The sequence below is a fragment of the Micromonospora sp. NPDC005197 genome, from assembly GCF_040608295.1.
Classification (GTDB): domain Bacteria; phylum Actinomycetota; class Actinomycetes; order Mycobacteriales; family Micromonosporaceae; genus Micromonospora.
This window is the reverse complement of the sequence record NZ_JBEXHY010000004.1, coordinates 51,233-70,056: the sequence shown is the minus strand read 5'-3', so window position 1 is coordinate 70,056 and position 18,824 is coordinate 51,233. Positions and strand designations below refer to the sequence as shown.

Annotated in this window: 23 protein-coding genes and 1 riboswitch; of the genes, 10 read left to right on the top strand and 13 right to left on the bottom strand. The window is 72.9% G+C overall.

The annotated features are described in order from the left end of the window. Positions 1-69: 69 nt before the first annotated feature. Entirely contained in the window at positions 70-366 is a 297-nt protein-coding gene (locus ABZU46_RS03135) for an MTH1187 family thiamine-binding protein (RefSeq protein WP_354854679.1), read from the bottom strand. 299 nt (positions 367-665) lie between these two features. On the opposite strand from ABZU46_RS03135, the gene ABZU46_RS03130 reads away from it, so the two are divergent. Continuing rightward, entirely contained in the window at positions 666-1,061 is a 396-nt protein-coding gene (locus ABZU46_RS03130) for a hypothetical protein (protein WP_354854677.1), read from the top strand. Between the two features lie 118 nt (positions 1,062-1,179). Here the strand turns inward: ABZU46_RS03130 and ABZU46_RS03125 are convergent, their stop codons facing one another. The 3 genes from ABZU46_RS03125 to ABZU46_RS03115 all read right to left on the bottom strand — a co-directional run bounded on the left by ABZU46_RS03125 (position 1,180) and on the right by ABZU46_RS03115 (position 4,122). Then, on the bottom strand, positions 1,180-1,980 hold the full coding sequence (locus tag ABZU46_RS03125; protein ID WP_354854676.1) for an energy-coupling factor transporter transmembrane component T: 801 nt from the start codon (positions 1,978-1,980) through the stop codon (positions 1,180-1,182). Further along, the gene (locus ABZU46_RS03120; RefSeq protein WP_354854675.1) at positions 1,977-3,407 is read right to left on the bottom strand and encodes an ABC transporter ATP-binding protein; all 1,431 of its coding nucleotides are present in this window, start codon (positions 3,405-3,407) and stop codon (positions 1,977-1,979) included. Before ABZU46_RS03120 ends, ABZU46_RS03125 begins: the two co-directional genes overlap by 4 nt. A gap of 127 nt (positions 3,408-3,534) precedes the next feature. Beyond that, on the bottom strand, positions 3,535-4,122 hold the full coding sequence (locus tag ABZU46_RS03115; protein WP_354854673.1) for an ECF transporter S component: 588 nt from the start codon (positions 4,120-4,122) through the stop codon (positions 3,535-3,537). A gap of 77 nt (positions 4,123-4,199) precedes the next feature. Further along, a riboswitch (TPP riboswitch) is annotated at positions 4,200-4,304 on the bottom strand. Positions 4,305-4,411: 107 nt separating this feature from the next. Between ABZU46_RS03115 and ABZU46_RS03110 the strand changes: the two genes are divergently transcribed. From ABZU46_RS03110 to ABZU46_RS03090, 5 genes are all read left to right on the top strand, one after another. Further along, on the top strand, positions 4,412-5,242 hold the full coding sequence (locus ABZU46_RS03110) for an alpha/beta fold hydrolase (protein WP_354854672.1): 831 nt from the start codon (positions 4,412-4,414) through the stop codon (positions 5,240-5,242). Positions 5,243-5,297: 55 nt separating this feature from the next. Beyond that, positions 5,298-5,567, top strand: a complete 270-nt coding sequence (locus tag ABZU46_RS03105; RefSeq protein ID WP_354854670.1) for an AAC(3) family N-acetyltransferase — start codon at positions 5,298-5,300, stop codon at positions 5,565-5,567. After that, the gene (locus ABZU46_RS03100) at positions 5,564-6,313 is read left to right on the top strand and encodes an SIS domain-containing protein (protein WP_354854668.1); all 750 of its coding nucleotides are present in this window, start codon (positions 5,564-5,566) and stop codon (positions 6,311-6,313) included. The genes ABZU46_RS03105 and ABZU46_RS03100 overlap by 4 nt, the downstream gene beginning before the upstream one ends. Before the next feature lie 252 nt (positions 6,314-6,565). After that, the gene (locus tag ABZU46_RS03095; protein WP_354854666.1) at positions 6,566-7,069 is read left to right on the top strand and encodes a DUF6328 family protein; all 504 of its coding nucleotides are present in this window, start codon (positions 6,566-6,568) and stop codon (positions 7,067-7,069) included. A gap of 121 nt (positions 7,070-7,190) precedes the next feature. Beyond that, complete coding sequence (locus ABZU46_RS03090; protein ID WP_354854665.1) at positions 7,191-9,197, top strand: acyl-CoA dehydrogenase family protein; 2,007 nt, start codon at positions 7,191-7,193, stop codon at positions 9,195-9,197. 173 nt (positions 9,198-9,370) lie between these two features. Here ABZU46_RS03090 and ABZU46_RS03085 read toward each other — a convergent pair whose 3' ends face one another. The 8 genes from ABZU46_RS03085 to ABZU46_RS03050 form a co-directional block, all read right to left on the bottom strand. Beyond that, a complete protein-coding gene (locus tag ABZU46_RS03085) occupies positions 9,371-9,538 on the bottom strand; it encodes a hypothetical protein (protein WP_234587259.1) in 168 nt (55 codons plus the stop codon). Positions 9,539-9,697: 159 nt separating this feature from the next. After that, the gene (locus ABZU46_RS03080; RefSeq protein ID WP_354854662.1) at positions 9,698-10,306 is read right to left on the bottom strand and encodes a hypothetical protein; all 609 of its coding nucleotides are present in this window, start codon (positions 10,304-10,306) and stop codon (positions 9,698-9,700) included. Between the two features lie 204 nt (positions 10,307-10,510). Beyond that, positions 10,511-10,909 carry a Fur family transcriptional regulator gene (locus ABZU46_RS03075; RefSeq protein WP_203150761.1) on the bottom strand — a complete coding sequence of 133 codons (399 nt, stop codon included), beginning with the start codon at positions 10,907-10,909 and terminating at the stop codon, positions 10,511-10,513. Beyond that, complete coding sequence (locus tag ABZU46_RS03070; RefSeq protein WP_354854660.1) at positions 10,906-11,205, bottom strand: metalloregulator ArsR/SmtB family transcription factor; 300 nt, start codon at positions 11,203-11,205, stop codon at positions 10,906-10,908. Before ABZU46_RS03070 ends, ABZU46_RS03075 begins: the two co-directional genes overlap by 4 nt. 42 nt (positions 11,206-11,247) lie before the next feature. Further along, positions 11,248-12,114, bottom strand: a complete 867-nt coding sequence (locus ABZU46_RS03065; RefSeq protein ID WP_354854658.1) for a metal ABC transporter permease — start codon at positions 12,112-12,114, stop codon at positions 11,248-11,250. 2 nt (positions 12,115-12,116) lie between these two features. After that, a complete protein-coding gene (locus ABZU46_RS03060; RefSeq protein WP_354854657.1) occupies positions 12,117-12,878 on the bottom strand; it encodes a metal ABC transporter ATP-binding protein in 762 nt (253 codons plus the stop codon). Next, positions 12,875-13,825 (bottom strand): metal ABC transporter substrate-binding protein, encoded by a 951-nt coding sequence (locus tag ABZU46_RS03055; protein WP_354854655.1) that lies wholly within the window; start codon positions 13,823-13,825, stop codon positions 12,875-12,877. The genes ABZU46_RS03060 and ABZU46_RS03055 overlap by 4 nt, the downstream gene beginning before the upstream one ends. Positions 13,826-13,879: 54 nt before the next feature. Continuing rightward, positions 13,880-14,137: a hypothetical protein gene (locus ABZU46_RS03050; protein WP_354854653.1), complete on the bottom strand. Its 258-nt coding sequence runs from the start codon at positions 14,135-14,137 to the stop codon at positions 13,880-13,882. 29 nt (positions 14,138-14,166) lie between these two features. On the opposite strand from ABZU46_RS03050, the gene ABZU46_RS03045 reads away from it, so the two are divergent. The 4 genes from ABZU46_RS03045 to dusB all read left to right on the top strand — a co-directional run bounded on the left by ABZU46_RS03045 (position 14,167) and on the right by dusB (position 17,744). After that, a complete protein-coding gene (locus ABZU46_RS03045) occupies positions 14,167-14,508 on the top strand; it encodes an antibiotic biosynthesis monooxygenase (protein ID WP_354854652.1) in 342 nt (113 codons plus the stop codon). A gap of 24 nt (positions 14,509-14,532) precedes the next feature. After that, positions 14,533-15,012, top strand: a complete 480-nt coding sequence (locus tag ABZU46_RS03040; protein ID WP_354854650.1) for a hypothetical protein — start codon at positions 14,533-14,535, stop codon at positions 15,010-15,012. Positions 15,013-15,127: 115 nt separating this feature from the next. Continuing rightward, entirely contained in the window at positions 15,128-16,507 is a 1,380-nt protein-coding gene (locus tag ABZU46_RS03035) for a glycine--tRNA ligase (RefSeq protein ID WP_354854648.1), read from the top strand. A gap of 64 nt (positions 16,508-16,571) precedes the next feature. Continuing rightward, complete coding sequence (gene dusB, locus ABZU46_RS03030; protein ID WP_354854646.1) at positions 16,572-17,744, top strand: tRNA dihydrouridine synthase DusB; 1,173 nt, start codon at positions 16,572-16,574, stop codon at positions 17,742-17,744. Between the two features lie 376 nt (positions 17,745-18,120). On the opposite strand, the gene ABZU46_RS03025 is transcribed toward dusB, so the two are convergent. Next, entirely contained in the window at positions 18,121-18,780 is a 660-nt protein-coding gene (locus tag ABZU46_RS03025) for a C39 family peptidase (RefSeq protein WP_354854644.1), read from the bottom strand. Between the last annotated feature and the right edge of the window lie 44 nt (positions 18,781-18,824).

Sequence of the window (18,824 nt, the reverse complement as noted above, 5' to 3'; positions counted from 1 at the left end):
CCACGGCGGGTCACCGCCTGGTCGCGGCCCGTTCGCCCGGCGCGTCCACACCCCGACCGGCAGCCACGCTCACCCCTGGGCCAGTCGGTCCTCCACACGCGCCACCTTCGCGGTGAGCGCGTCGGTGACCCCGGGCCGGACGTCGGCCTTCAGGACGACGCTCACCCGGGGCGCCTGCGCGGCCACCACGTCGACCGCCCGCTTCACCACCGCCATCACCTCGTCCCACTCGCCCTCGACGGTGGTGAACATGGCATCGGTCCGGTTGGGCAACCCGGACTCGCGGACCACCCGTACCGCCTCGGCAACCAGGTCACCCACGGAGTCGCCGGCACCGAGCGGGGTGATCGAGAACGCGATCAGCATGCGCCGATCGTGCCAGGAAATCGGGTGCGCGTCTCATCGGGCGGTGGTTAGGGTTCGGGCATGCGTAACTGACGCCCCACTTCCCGAGCCGGCCCGCCGCCCCGCGATCGCGGTCCGTGCGCTCCCGGGCGTCGCGCGTCTCCGTCCACCGTTCGGCGGTGTTGACCCGGCCCGATCCCCGGTGAGCAGTCCCTTCCCGCTCGACCGTCGCGTTGCCACGGTCACCAGCCGATCCGACCGACCGCCGAAGCGCGGGACCGCCGGGACCGCCGGGACGGTCGGCACCGAAGGAGGCCCGGATGCCCGCCAGGCGCAATCCGAAGAAGACCCGTACGCCCGCGCCGACGCCGCTGGGCACCGACCCGGCGGCCGGCCACGGCCCGCTCCCACCCACCCGCCCCGACCTCCCGGTCGAACCGATCGAGCCGGCGCTGCCAGCCGTGCTGACCGAGCCGGCGGCGCTGGGGGAGCGCGCGTTGCCGGCGGCGCTGAGGGAGCCCGCGCTGGCTGAGCCGGCGCTGGCCGTCGACGTGCCGGCGGCGGTCGACGCGCCGACGGTGGACGATCTGCCGAAGACCGCCGGGCGACCGACGGCACCGACGGCCGGGCCACCGCAGGCCGGGGGTAACCGCTCGGGCGGTGGCCGTAGCCAACGGGCCGGCCAGCCCCGCCGGTACGCCTTCCGCCGGAGCTGACCGACCCGACCCGTCGGGGCGGTGGCACCAAGGTCGGTGATGTGGTGGCCTGCGCAGCGCAGGGGGCCACCGCATCACCGAGGTGGTGCGGATCGTCTCGACTGGCTGAGCGGCCCGCTCAGCCGGTCAGCGGGCGGAAGGTGCCGAGGAGCACGCTTGTGGTCAGGGCTGCTCCGGCCAGCGCGGCCGCCCCGGCGATCAGCAGCGCGTCGGCGAGGCCGAAGCGCTGGCGTCGGGCGACGGTACGGGGTGTGTCGCCGTCGAAGCCGCGCGCGTCCATGGCGACGGCCAGCCGGGTGCCCCGGCGGATCGCCCCGACCAGCAGCGCGAACGCCGTGGACGTGAACAGCCGCAGCTTCGCCACCGGGTTGCGTCCCGCGTCGACGCCGCGTGCCCGCCGGGCCATGCTGATCATCTGCCACTCCTGACCGAGCAGCGGCACCAGCCGGAACGCGGCCAGCGACCCGACGGCGAACCGCGCCGGCGCCTTCGCGTTCTGGATCAGGGCGTCCGCCAGGTCGGTCGGGTCGGTGGTGGCGAAGACGATCACGCCGGGCAGGGCCACCGCGAAGACCCGCAGCACCAGGCCGAGAGCGGTGCGCAGCACGCCGGTGCTCACCAGCACCGGCCCGGCGTCCAGCAGGATCCGGCCGGACTGGTCGGCGGCGAAGAGCACCAGGGTGACCAGGATGCCGGCGGCGCTGAGCAGCAGGGGCAGGGCCCGCCGGGCCAGCACCCGGTAGCGGACGCCGAACAGCGGCAGGACGGCGAGTTCGACCGCGATGGCGATCGCCGGCGCCACCGGGTCGAGCGTCGCCAGCAGGGTGAACGAGAAGACAAGCGCGGCGGCCACCTTCGCCACCGGGTTGCGCCGGGCCAGCGGGGCGCCGGGCGCGGCGATCGGCTCGATGCTGATCACCGGGCGCCGTCCGGTGCCCGCTGGAGGGTGACCGTGCGGTCGGCGAGCGCGGCGACGAAGTCGAGGTCGTGGGTGACCGTGACCACGCCGTGCCCGGCGTCCCGCAGGTCGGCGAAGAGGTCGACCAGCTCCCGCCAGGTCCGCCGGTCCTGCCCGAAGGTCGGTTCGTCGCAGATCAGCAGGCGGGGCGCCGTGGCCAGGGCCGTCGCCACGCTCAGTCGCCGCGCTTCCCCACCGGAGAGGGTGTACGGGTTGGCGGCCGCGAGTCGGGTCAGCCGCAGCCGGTCCAGCAGCCCCGCGGCGGTCTCCCGGACGGCAGCCTCGGGTTGACCCGTCCGGCGTGGCCCGAGCGCCAGCTCGTCGAAGACGGTGCCGGTGACGAACTGGTGCTCCGGGTCCTGGAAGACCGACCCGATCCGTCGGGCCAGCGCGGGCGCTCGCCAGCGGTGCGGGGGAGCGCGGTGGTCGGCGCCGGCCAACTCGGCCGAGGCGGTGACGCGGCCGGCGCCCGGTTTGAGCAGGCCGCCGAGCAGCAGCGCCAGCGTGGACTTGCCGGCGCCGTTGGGTCCGCGTACGGCGAGTGCCTCTCCGGCGCGTACCGCCAGGTCGGTGGGGCCCAGCCGGGGCGGCAGGCCGAGCCGGTCGGCGGTGAGCAGCAGGTCGCCAGGGGCGGCGGTGGCCGTGCGGGGTGCGATGGGGTGACCGGGCACCCAGACGCCCTCGGCGGCGAGGGCAGCGCCGTGCGCGGCGAAGACCGCCTCGGGCGTCCCGTCCGCGCGGACCCCGCCGCCAGGCTCCAGGACGACCACCCGGTCGACCAGTGGCAGCGCCTCGGCGACCCGGTGTTCGACCAGGATCACTGTGGTGTCGGCGTCCAGCGCGCCCGCCACCGCCCCTCGGACCAGGGCGGCCCCGTCCGGGTCGAGGTTGGCGGTCGGCTCGTCGAGCAGCAGCAGGCCGGGCCGCAGGGCAAGCGCGCCGGCCAGGGCCAGGCGTTGCTGCTCGCCGCCGGACAGCGCGGCAGTGCTGCGGTCGCGGGGGTACGGGAAGCCGACCCGCCGCAGCGCTTCGTCGACCCGGGGCCAGATCTCGTCCGTCGGCACGCCCCGGTTCTCCAGCCCGAACGCGACATCGTCGCCGCTGCGCGCCATCACCAGCTGGGTCTGCGGGTCCTGGAAGACGATGCCGACCCGTTCCCGCGCCTTGCGGGGGTCGAGCCCGTCGATCTCGACGGTGCCCTCCTGCTCACCGGAATCCTCGGGCAGCAGCCCGGCCAGCGCGGTGAGCAGGGTGCTCTTACCGGCCCCGGAGGGCCCGAGCAGCAGCACCCGTTCTCCGGCCTCGACCCGCAGATCCACGCCGCGCACAGCCCAGGCCCGCCGCCCGGCATGCCGCCACCCGAACCCCCGCAGCAGTACCCCGCCCACCCAACACCCCCTCCCGGCCGTCTCCCGGCCGTCCTCCCGCCGTCTCCCCGCCGGTGATCAAGAGGTTTGCGTCAGAATTCCGGCTTCCGTTGACGCAAACCTCTTGATCACGGGGACAGTTGCGCCCTCAGATGAGGGCGCGGTTTCGGCCTACCGGGAAGCGGTCCAGCGCGCCGGTGTTGGCCAGGGCGCGGGTGAGCAGCCAGCCGCCCACGCCAGCGATGATCGTGGCGCTGACGATGGTGAGCAGGGCGTAGGGGATGCGGTAGTCGTCCAGCGCGTAGTCGACGTTCCAGACGAAGAAGTCGAACAGCGCCGCGCTGAGACCGGTCAGCGCGCCGGCCAGCACGGCGGTCGGCAGCCGGTACGACCGGTACCGGAAGGCGGCGAACGCCAGCTCGGCTCCGATGCCCTGCACGATGCCCTGAGGGATCACCGTGCCGGCCCACTGGCTGCCCAGCAGTGCGGAGACGACCGCGGCCACCGTCTCGCAGTAGAGCGCGGCGCCGGGCTTGCGGATGACCAGGCCGCCGACCACGGCCGGCAGCAGCCAGACGCCGTAGATCAGCGTCTGCGCGGGCGGGAAGAAGGCGAACGCGCCCTCGGTGGCGCTCCAGACCAGGCCCCAGGCCCAGAAGATGACGCCGAAGGCGACCGCGATCACCGAGGCGACCACGATGTCGATGGTGCGCCAACGGCTGGTGGTGTTGTCCATGCTGTGCTCCCAGTTCAGTGGAACGAACCAGGAGAAGACGCACGCCGCGCGCCCGGTGGCACCGGACTCACGGCGCGGCTGGAGGTCGACCGAACTCCCTGCGCTGGCATTACCCAGATCAGGTTCGAGGGTCTGCGGGCGTGCCCGCACTCTCAGCGCTGTGCGCTCCCCTGTCGGATGTGAAGTTGTCTCGGTGACGCTAGCACCGACCAGGGGTAACGGCCCAGCAGGGCATTCGGCCGCCCGCGCATCAGGGCCGGCGCTCGGCCGGCTGGGTAGGCTGCCGATCATGCAGGTCGACGCGCGAGGTCTCACGTTCGAGGTAGGCACCGGCGGCCCGGCCGACGGCGTTCCCGTCCTCCTGCTGCACGGCTTCCCGCAGCACAGCGGCGAGTGGGACGACGTCGTGCCGGCACTGCACGCCGCCGGGCTGCGCACGTACGCGCTGGACCAGCGGGGCTACTCGCCGGGTGCCCGGCCGGAGGCGGTGGTCGCGTACCGGATTCCGGAACTGGTCGCCGACGTGGTGGCGGTGCTCGACGCGCTCGATGTGGACGCCGTCCACCTGGTCGGCCACGACTGGGGCGCGATCGTGGCCTGGGCGGTGGCCGCCGCGCACCCCGAGCGGGTCCGTACGTTGACCGCGGTGTCCGTGCCGCACCCGGCGGCCATGGCGCACGCCCTCGCCACCGACGGCCAGCAGAAGGCGCGCTCGTCGTACATCGCGCTGTTCCGCAAGCCGGGCAAGGCCGAGAAGGTGCTGCTGGCGTGGCACGCGACGGCGCTGCGCAAGATGCTCGGCGGGGTGGGTGACGCCTCCCGGGTGGACCGCTACGCCGACCCGATGCGGGAGCCGGGTGCGCTCACCGCCGCCCTGAACTGGTACCGGGCCATGTCCCGCGCCGACCTGGCCGGCGTCGGCCCGGTCGCGGTACCCACCACCTACGTCTGGAGCGACCGGGACGTCGCCATCGGGCGGACCGCCGCCGAGGCGTGCGCCGCCAACGTCATCGGTGACTACCGCTTCGTACCGCTGCCCGGGGTGAGCCACTGGATTCCGGACGCCGCACCCGCCGCGCTGGCCGAGGCGGTCCTGGCCCGGATCGCCGGGACGGCCTGAGCCGTGCCGTGCCGAGACACGCCGGGCCAACGAACGCCGGGCAGACGGGCGCCGGGTGGGCCGGCGCCGGGCGGAGGAGCGCCGTGACGGCACCTGCCGGCGGGCCGGACACCCGTCGCTCGCTCGCCGCGCAGCTGCGCCTGCTGGGTGTACGCCCCGGCTCGACGCGGGCGACTTCGGCGCGTTGGGTCGGGACCTGGAGGCCACCGGGGCGGTGCGCTGCGGCCCGGTGGGCGCGGGGACGGGGAGGTTGGTACGCCAGCGGGCGGCGGTCGACTTCGCGGTGCAGTGGATGGCCCGCAACCGGACGACGGAGGACGCATGAGTGTGAGCGCCGAGGACTACCTGGCCGTGGTGACCGAGACGATCGGCCGGGTGGCCGCCAGCCAGCGGGATGCGGTCGGGCGGGCCGCCGATCTGATCGCCGAAGCGGTACGCGCCGACGGGGTGGTGCACGCCTTCGGCACCGGGCACTCGGAGGCCCTCGCCATGGAGATCGCCGGTCGGGCGGGTGGTCTGGTGCCCACCAACCGGATCGCGCTGCGTGACCTGGTGCTGCTCGGCGGCGAACCGGCCGATCGTCTCGGGCCGCTGCTGGAGCGGGACCCGGCGGTGGCGCACCGGCTCTGGGAGCTGGCCCCCGTACAGGCTGCCGACGTCTTCGTGCTCGCGTCGAACTCCGGGGTCAACGGCGCGATGGTCGAGTTCGCCACGCTGGTCAAGGAGCATGGTCACCCGCTGGTGGCGATCACCTCGGCGCAGCACTCCGGCCGGATGACGTCCCGCCACCCGTCCGGGCGCAAGCTGGCCGACCTCGCCGACGTGGTGCTCGACAACGGCGCACCGTACGGCGACGCGACCCTGCCGCTGCCCGGCGGTGGCGCGGTCGGCGCGGTCTCCTCGATCACGGCGGCGCTGCTGGCGCAGCAGATCACCGTGGAGGTCGTCGCCCGGTTGCTGGCAGCGGGGGAGCGGCCCCCGGTCTACCTGTCGGCGAACATCCCGGACGGCGACGCGCACAACACGGCCCTGGAGGCCAGATACGCCGGCCGGATCCGCCGCGGCTCCTGACCCCCGGCGGCGCGGGCGATGGCGCGACCCGGGCGGTCGGCATGGCGCGGGCGGGCGACGGCACGGCGGGTGGCGCGGGCGGCTCGGCTTGGGGCGGGCGGGCGACGGCGTGGCGACCGGGCGATGACCGGCGGGCGACGGGGAGATGGCCGGAACGTGTCGTGAGCCTGTTTCGCGCTCGGCCGTGTGGGGCATTGGCGTTGCTGCCGGCGGCTGGGACCGCCGGCAGTACCGTCTGACCGGAGGTAGCGCGTGTCCAAGGAGACCGAGAAGCAGCGTTGGCAGCGCAACTTCGCCGACCTGTTGCAGGAGCTGCGGGTCGCCCAGACCGGCGTGCAGATCCTCTTCGCCTTCCTGCTCACCCTGCCGTTCAGCAACGGGTTCACCCGGACCAGCGAGTTCCAGCGGGACGTCTACATCGTCGCGCTGCTCGCCGCGGCCGCCGCCACCGCGATGATCATCTCGCCGGTGGCGTTCCACCGGGCGCTGTTCCGTCAGGGGCGCAAGCCGGAGCTGGTGCGGTTCGCGCACCGGATGGCCACCGGCGGCCTCGCCTTCATGCTGATCGCGATGGTCAGCGCGGTCCTGCTGATCACCGACTTCGTGCTGGACCGGCCGATCGCGTTCCTGCTCAGCGCGCTGGCCGGGCTCTGGTTCCTCCTGTTCTGGGTGATCCTGCCGTTCGCCCGCCGCAACTGGGGGGACGACGACATCGATGACGACGATGACGACCCGGACACGCTCAGCGGCCGCTGACCCCGCCGGAGCAGCGAGCAGACGATCCGCACGCAGCGCTACCCCTGGGTAACAACCGGGGGTAGCGTGACGGTAGTCGCGCACGTCGACGCAGCCGCAACCGAGGTTCGAGGGGGCAGCCGTGACCACGACGCAGAATGGCCGACCGGCACCGGACGGCCCCGACTCCGAAGCCGGCAGCGCCACACCGGGCAGCACCGGGCCGTTGCCGGCGGAGGCGGGGCAGGTCTCCGAGAAGGAGGCCCGGCAGGTCGCCGAGGCCGCCCGGGAGTCCACCTGGGATCGGCCCAGCTTCGGCAAGGAGCTGTTCCTCGGGCGGTTCCGGCTCGACCTGATCGATCCCTGGCCGCGCTCCGACCCGGACGACGTGGCCCGCGCCGAGGAGTTCCTTGGTCGGTTCCGCGCCTTCCTCACCTCCGAGGTGGACGGCGCGGCCATCGAACGGGACGCCTCCATTCCGGACGCCGTGTTCCACGGGCTGGCCGACCTCGGCGCGTTCGGCATGAAGATCGACCGCAAGTACGGCGGCCTCGGGCTGAGCAACCTGCACTACTGCCGGGCGCTGATGCTGGCCGGCTCGGTCAGCCCGGCGATCGGCGCGCTGCTCTCGGCCCACCAGTCGATCGGGGTGCCGCAGCCGCTGAAGATGTTCGGCACCGCCGAGCAGAAGCAGCGCTTCCTGCCCCGGCTCGCCGCGGGCGAGGTCTCCGCGTTCCTGCTCACCGAGCCGGACGTGGGCTCCGACCCGGCCCGGCTCGCCACCACCGCCGAGCCGACCGAGGACGGCACCGGCTACCGACTCAACGGGGTCAAGCTCTGGGCCACCAACGGCATCGTCGCGACCCTGCTGGTGGTGATGGCCCGGGTGCCCGCCGCCGAGGGTCGGCGCGGCGGGATCACCGCGTTCGTGGTGGACGGCGACAGCGCGGGCATCACCGTGGAGCGGCGCAACGAGTTCGTCGGCCTCCGTGGTCTGGAGAACAGCCTGACCCGGTTCCACGACGTGTTCGTGCCGGCGGAGAACGTCATCGGCGGTGAGGGCAAGGGGCTCAAGATCGCCCTGACCACGCTGAACACCGGTCGGCTCTCGCTGCCGGCCATGTGCGTGGGCGCCGGCAAGTGGTCGTTGAACGTGGCCCGGGGGTGGGCCGCCGACCGCGTCCAGTGGGGCCGGCCGGTGGGCGAGCACGAGGCGGTCGCCCAGAAGCTCTCCTTCATCGCCGCCACCACGTACGGCATGGAGACCATGCTCGACCTGTGCTGCCTGCTCGCCGACGACGACCGCAACGACATCCGGATCGAGGCGGCGCTGGTCAAGCTGTACGCCAGCGAGATGGCCTGGAAGATCGCCGACGAGCTGATCCAGATCCGGGGCGGGCGTGGCTACGAGACGGCCGACTCGCTGGCCGCCCGCGGCGAACGCCCGGCCAACGTCGAGCAGGTGCTCCGCGACCTGCGGATCAACCGGATCTTCGAGGGCTCGACCGAGATCATGCATCTGCTGATCGCCCGGGAGGCGGTCGACGCCCACCTCTCGGTGGCCGGCGACATCATCGACCCGGAGGCGGGGCTCGGCCGCAAGGCCCGCGCCGGCGCCCGTGCGGGAGCGTTCTACGCGAGGTGGCTGCCCACCCTCGCGGTCGGCAAGGGCCAGAGCCCATCGGCGTACGCCGAGTTCGGGCCCCTGGCCGCGCACCTGCGCCAGGTGGAACGGTCGTCGCGCAAGCTGGCCCGGTCGACGTTTTACGCGATGTCCCGCTGGCAGGGAAAAATGGAGCGCAAGCAGGCGTTCCTCGGGCGCGTGGTGGACATCGGCGCGGAGTTGTTCGCGATGTCCGCCGTCTGCGTCCGGGCGTCCGCCGAGCGCGACACGCGACCGGAGAACGTCGAGCTGGCCGACCTGTTCTGCCGGCAGGCCCGGGTCCGGGTGGACGCGCTGTTCACGGCACTCTGGGACAACACCGACTCCGTCGACACGGCCGCCGCCAAGCGGATCCTCGCCGGCCGCTACGCGGGGCTGGAGGAGGGGGTCGTCACCCCGTCCGACGAGTTGCCCTGGGTGGCCCGCTGGTCGCCCGGCCCGTCCACCGCCGAGGACGTCCGCCGCCGCATCCCGCCGAAGCCGTAACCTCCGAACCCGCGGCCTGACCCCCTGCGGCCCGCCCGCCGGGCCGCCCCTCGCCGCTGTTCGCGCCGGCCGGACTGGTCGCGTTGGCCGCGCTTGCCGTGCCGGCCGCGCTTGCCGTGCTGCGTTTGCGCGTGCCGTGCCGCCGCGGCGTGGCCTGGCTGCCCGGCGCGCTGTCAGCGGGCGACCGCCCAGGCCAGCACCCCCGCCAGGATCAGACCGTTGAGCCCGGCCAGGGCGAGGTACGCCGCGGGTGGGATCTTCCTGCCCCGGCGGACGAGGGAGACCAGGACGGCGGCGTAGCCGAGCAGCAGTACGGCGATGACGATCAGGAAGTAGAACACCCGAAGACCTTAACGGCCGGCGTGCCGCACGCAGGTTGTGGCACGCGACGGCAGCTGGTGGTCGATCCACACCAGGTCGCCGAGGTGGGGGCATCCGGCGGCCCGGACACACCCACATCGGCGATCTGGTGTGGATCAAGCCAGGGGTGTACCGCAGGTTCAGCGGCCTCTGCTGCGCAGGCCGAGTTGGCGTAGCTCCAGGGCGGCCAGGGCCTCGACGGTGTCGTCGTCGCCACGTCGCCACGCCTCGGCGACGTCCGGCGCGATCCGGGTCAGCCGGCCCAGCGGCTGGGTGGCCAGCGCGCGTAGCGCGAGCAGATCCCGCCCGGCCGGCCCGACGGCCAGCTTCGCGGCCGATCCGGCCCGGCGCATCCAGCGCAGCCGCAGCGGCAGCCAACCGAAGAGCACCAGGCCGAGCGGGAAGATCAGCACCGCGACGGTGAGGGCGAGGGCGAGCTGGTCGACCAGGTGCTGCTGGTCGCGGCCGGCGTCGGCGAGACCCCGGGCGGCGTCGGCGGCCCGCTGGAAGGGCGCGGTCAGCTCGTCACCGACCAGCGGCACCCGCCGGACCTTGCCGCCGGCGTCGGCGAGGTTGTCGGCGAGGCCACTGCCGGCGCCCTCCAGCTTCTGCCCGGGTACGGCGAGCTTCTGCACCAGGTCGTGCAGCCAGAGCGCGGCGCGGATCGCGACGTACACCCAGGCGACGACGAGCAGGTCGGTGAGCAACTGGCGGACGGCGGTCGGAAACCGATCGGCGTAGATCTTCACGCCGGACAGCGTGCCACGAACGGTCCCCGCCCGGCACCCGTCGATCGGTGGCCGGGGTGACCCCGGCCCGGGGGCGCCGCAGGCTCCGCTCCCCGCCACCGACGCCCGGCCGGGGGATCGGCGATCAGGCGAGCCGCAGGCCCCCGAACGCGACGGTGTCGCCCACCGGCTGGACCGGGCGGAACCGAAGGTCGGCCACGCTGGTCAGCGGACGCAGGCCGGGCAGGTGCCGAAGATCTCCAGGGTGTGGCTGACGTCGGCGTAGCCGTGCTGCGCGGCGACCCGGTCGGCCCAGCTCTCCACCGCGGGGCCGGCCACCTCGACCGTACGCCCGCAGGCCCGGCAGACCAGGTGGTGGTGGTGCCCCTCGCTGCACCGGCGGTAGAGGTGCTCGCCGCCCGGCGGGCGCATCACGTCGATCTCGCCCGCGTCGGCCAGCCCCTGCAGGGTGCGGTAGACAGTCGTGAGGCCGACCCGCTCACCGCGCTGCCGGAGCATCGCGTGCAGGTCCTGGGCGCTGTGGAAGCCCTCCATCTCGCCCAGCAGCGCGCTCACCGCCGAGCGCTGCCGGGTGTTGCGCACCGCGGCGCCGCTCTCGCTCATGATCCCTCCCCGGCGTGGCTGACCGCGTCCGCCACGATGTGCGCGACGTGCTCGTCGACCAGGCTGTAGGCGATCTCCCGGCCCCGGCGGGAGCCCCGCACCACGCCCGCTCCGCGCAGCACCCGCAGGTGCTGGGACACCAGCGGCTGTGCCGCGCCCAGCTTCTCTACCAGCTCGTGCACGCACCGCTCGCCGCTGGCCAGCTCGCTGACGATGGCCAGCCGGATGGGCGCCGACAGGGCCCGGAGCAACTCGCTGGCTCCGTCGAAACCCTCGTAGCCTGTTGCGCTGGTCATCTTGCAACGGTAACCAATACCACCGACATCCGCCGATCGGGCTCAGTGCAGGACGACCTCGTGCGGTTCCGGCGCCGGTACGGGGGCCGGCGCGGTGCGGCGGCGTACCGCCCGCCAGAGCGCGCCAGCCACGGCCACCACCAGGAACGAGGCGATCGCCAGCAGCACCACCGAGGCGCCGGGCGGGGTGTCGGCGGTGGCCGCCACCCAGACGCCGGAGCCGGCAGCGAAGAACCCGAGCGCCATCGCGGCGGCCATCGTGCTGCGGAAGCCCCGGGTGACCTGCTGGGCGGTGGCCACCGGAACCACCATCAGCGCGCTGATCAGCAGCACTCCGACGGCCCGCATCGCGATGGTCACCGTGACCGCTGTGGTGACCGCGATCAGCAGGTTGAGGGTGCGCACCGGCAGGCCGGACACGCGGGCGTACTCCTCGTCGTGGCTGATCGCGAAGAGCGCCGGCCGCAGCACGATCATGGTGAGCAGGATCGCCGCGCCGAGCACGCCGACGGTGATCAGGTCGGTGGTCGAGGTGGAGAGCAGGGACCCGAACAGGTAGGCGTTGAGGTTGGCGCTGGTCGCGTCCGAGAGGCCGACCAGCAGGACGCCGCCGGCGATGCCGCCGTAGAAGAGCAGCGCCAGGGCCAGGTCGCCGGAGGTCCGCCCGCGCGCGCGGACCACCTCGATGGCGATCGCGCCGACCGTGGCGACGATCACCGCCACCAGCACCGGCGAGCGGTTGAGGAGCAGGCCGGCGCCGACGCCGGTCAACGCCACGTGGCCGATGCCGTCGCCGATCAGCGTCAGTCGGCGCTGCACCAGGTAGATGCCGAGCGCCGGCGCGGCCAGGCCGATCACCAGCGCGCCGATCAGGGCGCGTTGCATGTAGGGGTACTGGAAGAGTTCCATGGTCAGTTGCTCCACAGCCCGGCGGGCTCGTCGGGACCGTGCGGGTGCACGTGGTCGTGGTCGGGCTCCGCGTGGTGGCCGGCCGGGTCCGGAACCGGGCCGTCGTGACAGACGCCGCCCTGGTGGACGACGACCGCCCGGCTGATCACCGGTCGCAGCGGGCCCAGCTCGTGTGCCACCAGCAGCACCGTCCCGCCGTCGGCGACGAAGTCGCGCAGCGCGCCCGCGAACGCCTCCTGGCTGGCCGCGTCCACCCCGGCGGTGGGCTCGTCGAGGATCAGCAGCTCCGGCCGGCCGGCCAGCGCACGGGCGATCAGGGTGCGCTGCTGCTGACCGCCGGAGAGGGTGGACACCGGGTCGGTGGCCCGGTCGGCGAGCCCGACCGCGCGCAGGGCCGCGTCGACGGCGGCCCGGTCGGCCGCGCCGGGCGGGCGCAGGATCCCCCGGCGGGCCAGTCGGCCGGACGCCACCACCTCGCGGACGGTGGCGGGCACGCCTCCGCCAGCGCCGAGGCGCTGCGGGACGTACCCGATGCGCTGCCACTGGCGGAACTGGCGCAACGGCCGGTCGAAGAGGGTGATCGAGCCGGCGGTGAGCGGCACCAGGCCGAGGATCGCGCGGATCAGCGTGGACTTGCCGGAGCCGTTGGCGCCGAGCACCGCGACCACCTCCCCGGCGGTCACGGTGAGCGAGACGTCCCGGAGCACCGGGCGGCCGTCGTAGCCGACCGCGCCGTGCTCGACGGTGATGACGGGGGTGCTCACGAGCAGCTCAACGCCGTCCGCAGGGTCTGCAGGTTGGTACGCATCACCGAAAGGTAGTCCGAGCCGCTGCCCGCGGCGAGTCCTTCGATCGGGTCGAGCACCGCGGTCTTCGCGCCGACCTGACCGGCGATGGTCTCGGCGACCTTCGGGCTGACCAGCGCCTCGAAGAAGATCGTGGTGGCGTGGTGCGCCTTCGCATCCTCGATGACCCGGGCGAGCCGCTGCGGCGAGGGCTCGACGTCCGGGCTCAGCCCGGTGATGCCGACCTGTTCGAGCCGGTAGCGGTCGGCCAGGTAGCCGAACGCGGTGTGGCTGGTCACGATCTCCCGCCGCTGGCAGGTCGCGAGGCCCTTAGTGAGCTCGCCGTCGAGGGCCGTCAGGTCGGCGCGCAGCGCCGTGGCCCGGGCGGTGTAGTCGACGGCGTGGTCCGCGTCGACCTCGCCGAGCCGCTGGGCGAGCTGGTCGCCGATGGCGGCGAGCCGGGTCGGGTCGAGCCAGACGTGCGGGTCCTTGGCGTGAGCGTGCTGCTCCTCGCCCTGCTCCTCCGCACCCTCGTGGTTGTGGCCGCCGGCGCTCGCGTCCAACAGCGGCTGCACGCCGGCCACGTCGAACACCCGGGCGTCGTCGTCCTGCGCGACCGTCTCGTCCACCGCGGGCTGGAAGCCCTTGAGGTAGACGATGAGCTCGGCCTCGGTGACCTGGCCGACCTGGCGAGGGCTCAGCTCCAGGTCGTGCGGCTCGGCGCCGGGCTTGGCCAGGTTGGTCACGTGGACCGCGTCACCGCCGACGCGCTCGGCGATGAACTGGAGTGGGTAGAACGCGGCGACCACGTCGACCCGTTGGGGATCGGCGCCGGCCGCGCCGCCGGTGGAGCAGCCGGCGACGGCGCCCAGGGCGAGCAGGGCGGTCGCGGCGGCCAGGACGCGGGACGTGGTGCGGTTGGTCATGTCCCCAACTGTCCGTGGTAACGACAATGATTGTCAAAAACGCATGCTTGCATGTCAGAGCAGCTTCGCGAGGCCCACCGTGACCAGCAGGGTCAGCATCAGCAGCCGGATCAGCCGGGTCTGCGGGGCCTGAACCGGCCAGGTGGTCGCCAACAGGGCGATCAGGGCGGCGGCGAGGGCCAGCGTCAGCAGCCCGCCGACCACCCCCGGCGTGAAGAACGCCACCAGCACCACCACCAGGGTGAGCAGGAACACCGACGTTGGGTTCGCCCCGGCCAACCGGGCCAGCAGAGGGCGCTGCGTACGCTGCATCCCACAGACTCTACGAGGAGGAACCCCCGGTGCTGGTGACCAACCGGTTCGTGGTCGACGTCGATGTCGCCGACGGCTTCGCCGAACGGGCGCACGCCGCCCTCACCGCGCTGGCCGCCTGCCCCGGCTACCTGCGCGGCCAACTGGTCCGAGCCCTGGACGACCCCCGGTACTGGTCACTCGTCACCGAGTGGGAGTCGGTCGGCACCTACCGGCGGGCGCTGGGCGCCTTCGAGGTCAAGGTGACCGCGGTGCCGTTGCTCGCCGAGTCGGTCGACGAGCCGTCCGCGTACGAGGCGCTGGCCAGCGCCGCGCCCGGGGGAGCCGTGGTGGTCGCCGAGAGTGATCGGGCTGCTGGTCCTTACCGCTGAGCCGCCGGGCACTACCCTGCTCCTATGACCGCACCCGCCCCGCCGCCCGGTCCCGGTGTGGCTCCGCCGTTCGCCGCGCCGCCCACCGAGGGCCGCCGGACCCGGCTCTGGATCGGCCTCGGCGTCGGCGCCCTCGCCGTGCTGCTCTGCTGTGGCGGAGGAGGCGCGGCCGTCGTCGGCCTGGCCGTGAGCGGCGTGCAGGCGGTACGCGAGCAGGGCCGCACGGTGACCGGCGACTACTACCAGGCGCTCGTCGAGCGAAACTACGGCCGGGCGTACGACCAGCTCTGCGACGACGCGCAGCGGCGCGAGTCCCGCCCCGAGTTCGAGCGGCGGGCGGCCGCCGAGCCGCAGGTCACCGCGTTCCGGGTGGGTGAGGTGGACACCACCAACCTGACCGTCGGAGTCGACGTGACCCTCGACGGCGGCGACCGGGAGCGACAGCAGGTCAGCCTGGGCCAGGACGGTCAGACCGGCGGCATGGAGGTGTGCGGGGTGAGCTGACCCGCCCCCGGTATTCTGCTGGGCTCGGGACGCCGGTGGTCGTACCGTTGTCCCGAACCGACCCGATCCATCCACATCTCGCCCCCGCCGACCGCCAGCCGGCGTAGGAGGAAACATGCCAGTCGACCGTATCGACGCCGTCGTCAGCCTCGCCAAGCGCCGAGGCTTCGTCTTCCCCTCCAGCGAGATCTACGGAGGCACCCGATCGGCGTGGGACTACGGTCCGCTCGGTGTGGAGCTGAAGGAGAACGTCCGCCGGCAGTGGTGGAAGACCATGGTCCAGCAGCGCGACGACGTCGTCGGCCTCGACTCCGCGGTGATCCTGGCCCGCAAGGTGTGGGAGGCGTCCGGCCACATCGCCGAGTTCGTCGACCCGCTCACCGAGTGCCAGTTCTGCCACAAGCGGTTCCGGGCCGACCACCTGGAGGAGGCGTACGAGGCCAAGCACGGCCACCCGCCGGCCTCGCTCGCGGAGATCAACTGCCCCAACTGCGGCAACAAGGGCACCTTCACCGAGCCGAAGATGTTCAACGGCCTGATGAAGACCTACCTCGGCCCGGTGGAGAGCGACGAAGGGCTGCACTACCTGCGCCCGGAGACCGCGCAGGGCATCTTCGTCAACTACAAGAACGTCGAGACGGTCGCCCGCAAGAAGCCGCCGTTCGGCATCGCGCAGACCGGCAAGTCGTTCCGCAACGAGATCACCCCGGGCAACTTCATCTTCCGGACCCGCGAGTTCGAGCAGATGGAGATGGAGTTCTTCGTCGAGCCGGGCACGGACGAAGAGTGGCACGAGTACTGGCTCCAGGAGCGCTGGAACTGGTATCTCGACCTGGGTCTGTCGGCGGACAACCTGCGCCTCTACGAGCACCCTGCCGAGAAGCTCTCGCACTACTCGAAGCGCACTGTCGACATCGAGTACCGCTTCCAGTTCGGCGGGACCGAGTTCGCCGAGCTGGAGGGTGTCGCCAACCGCACCGACTTCGACCTCTCCACGCACAGCAAGCACTCCGGCGTCGACCTGTCGTACTTCGACCAGACCAAGGGCGAGCGCTGGATGCCGTACGTCATCGAGCCGGCCGCCGGTCTGACCCGCGCGGTGCTCGCCTTCCTGCTGGAGGCGTACGACGAGGACGAGGCGCCGAACACCAAGGGCGGCGTCGACAAGCGCACGGTGATGCGGTTCGACCCGCGGCTGGCCCCGGTGAAGGTGGCGGTGCTGCCGCTGTCCCGCAACGAGGCGCTGTCGCCCAAGGCGAAGGACCTCGCCACGCTGCTGCGCAAGCGCTGGGTGGTGGAGTTCGACGACTCGCAGGCGATCGGCCGCCGCTACCGCCGGCAGGACGAGATCGGCACCCCGTTCTGCGTGACCGTCGACTTCGACACGCTGGACGACAACGCCGTGACGGTGCGCAACCGGGACACCATGGGCCAGGAGCGCGTCTCGCTGGACCAGGTCGAGCGTTACCTGATCGAGCGCCTCCCCGGCTGCTGAGACGGTGGGCACGGGGTCCCGGCCGACGCGGAAAGCGCCGGTCGGGGCCCCGTACACTTGTGCGGTGACCGCCTCGACCGTTCCCGCGCTGCGCCCGTTGGCCCTCGGGCCGTACCAGGTGTCGCCGCCGGTGGTGCTCGCGCCGATGGCCGGGATCACGAACGTCGGGTTCCGCCGGCTGTGCCGCGAGCAGGGCGGCGGCATCTACGTCTGCGAGATGATCACGACCCGTGCGCTGGTCGAGCGCAACCCGAAGACGCTCCGCATGATCGCGTTCGGCGACGACGAACAGCCGCGCAGCCTCCAGCTCTACGGCACCGACCCGGAGGTCACCGCCGCCGCCGTGCGGATCGTCGTCGAGCGCAACCTGGCCGACCACATCGACCTCAACTTCGGCTGCCCCGTACCCAAGGTCACCCGGCGCGGCGGCGGCGCGGCGCTCCCGTGGCGACGCCGGCTCTTCGCCCGCCTGGTGCGGGCCGCGGTGGACGCCGCCGCACCCTCCGGGGTGCCGGTCACCGTGAAGATGCGCAAGGGCATCGATGACGACCACCTGACGTACGTCGAAGCGGGGCTCGCCGCCCAGGACGCCGGCGTCGCCGCGGTGGCCCTGCACGGGCGGACGGCCGCCCAGCGCTACTCGGGCACCGCCGACTGGGACGCGATCGCCACCTTGAAGCAGGCCCTCGACGTGCCGGTCCTCGGCAACGGCGACATCTGGGAGGCCGACGACGCGCTGCGGATGGTCGCCCACACCGGGGTCGACGGCGTGGTGGTCGGCCGGGGCTGCCTCGGCCGGCCGTGGCTCTTCGCCGACCTGGAGGCCGCCTTCAACGGTCGGCCCGAACGGCGTCTGCCCACCCTCGGCGAGGTGGCGGTGACCATGCGCCGGCACGCCGAGCTGCTCGTCGACCAGTTCGTGGCCGGCGCCCGCAACCCCGCCCGGGGTGAGCGCGACGGCTGCACCGACTTCCGCAAGCACGTCGCCTGGTACCTGAAGGGCTTCCCCGTGGGCGGCGAGCTGCGCCGTTCGCTGGCGATGATCGAGAGCCTGGCCCAGCTCGACGACCTGCTCGGCAAGCTCGACCCGGCGGAGCCGTTTCCGGTGGCCGCACTGGGTCAGCCGCGCGGGCGTACCAACTCGCCGGGCAAGGTCTTTCTCCCGGACGGCTGGCTGGCCAGCCGGGACGACGACACCGTCCCCGAGGGCGCCGAGATGGACGACTCCGGCGGCTGACCCGCAACCGGCTGTGTGCGCCATGGCGCGCGGTAGCCGCGTCGGACCATGCGCCAGAGCCGCCGGTCGTGTGTGCCAACGCCCACGCCGACGCCGATGTGGCTCGGAGCGGCCAAGGGGCCGCCTCACCCGCCTCTTACCCGTCTCCGACCGCACCGCCGCAGCCTGAACGCACAGATCTTGGACAGTTTCCGTTAGCCGATAACGGAAACTGTCCAAGATCTGCTCATGTCTTGGGCAGGTGGGCTGAGGAACCGGGCCACTCGGCGCGGGGGCGGAGGCCCGCACCGGTAGGGATCGCTGACCCGGGGCATGCCGAAAGGGCCGGGCCCCGTGGTGGGGTCCGGCCCTTGTCGGTGGTGGTGCTGGGGTGGGGTCAGCTGGTGGCGTAGCCGCGGGTGGCGATCCAGTCGGCGAGGTGCTCGACGGTGATGTCGTAGGAGGCGGTGTTCGGGTCGGCGGAGTCGGCGATCCGTACGGTGGTGCCGTTGTCGCGGTAGCCCACGACGCTGATGTAGTGCCCGCCTTCGAACGAGTGGGTGTTGCCGTCGGTGTCGGTGCTGGTGCCGGCGATGTTGGCGACCACGGCGCGGCCGTTGTCGACGGTCTTGACGATGTCGGCGCGTAGCTGGTCGGTCTGCGTGGCGTCGGCGTCGGGCTTGCTGATCTCGACGCTGTGGTAGGCGTCGTTCTTACCGGTCTCCTTGTTGAGTACCGGGGTGATGTCGTTGATGCTGTTGGTGCCGGCCTCGGTGGTGCCCATCTCCTTGGCCATGGCGTCCACGCTGATGTTCTTGCCCTGCACGGACAGGGCGTTACGGGCGGCGGCGGGGCCGCAGTAGTAGAAGTTGGGCTGGGCTTCGTAGCGCACGCCCAGCTGACGCTCACCCGAGGGCTTGCGGTCGGCCTGGGTCTGCGACGCGGGCTTGGCCTCGGACGCGGCGTAGGCGGTGGTGACGGGGCCGGCGATGGCGCCGCCGGTGAAGGCGAGGCCAGCAGCGGTCAGAGCGGTCTTACGAATCAGATCGGTACGCATGATGGCGTGCTCCTCTGCATCGGGGGAAAACGCAACGACACACA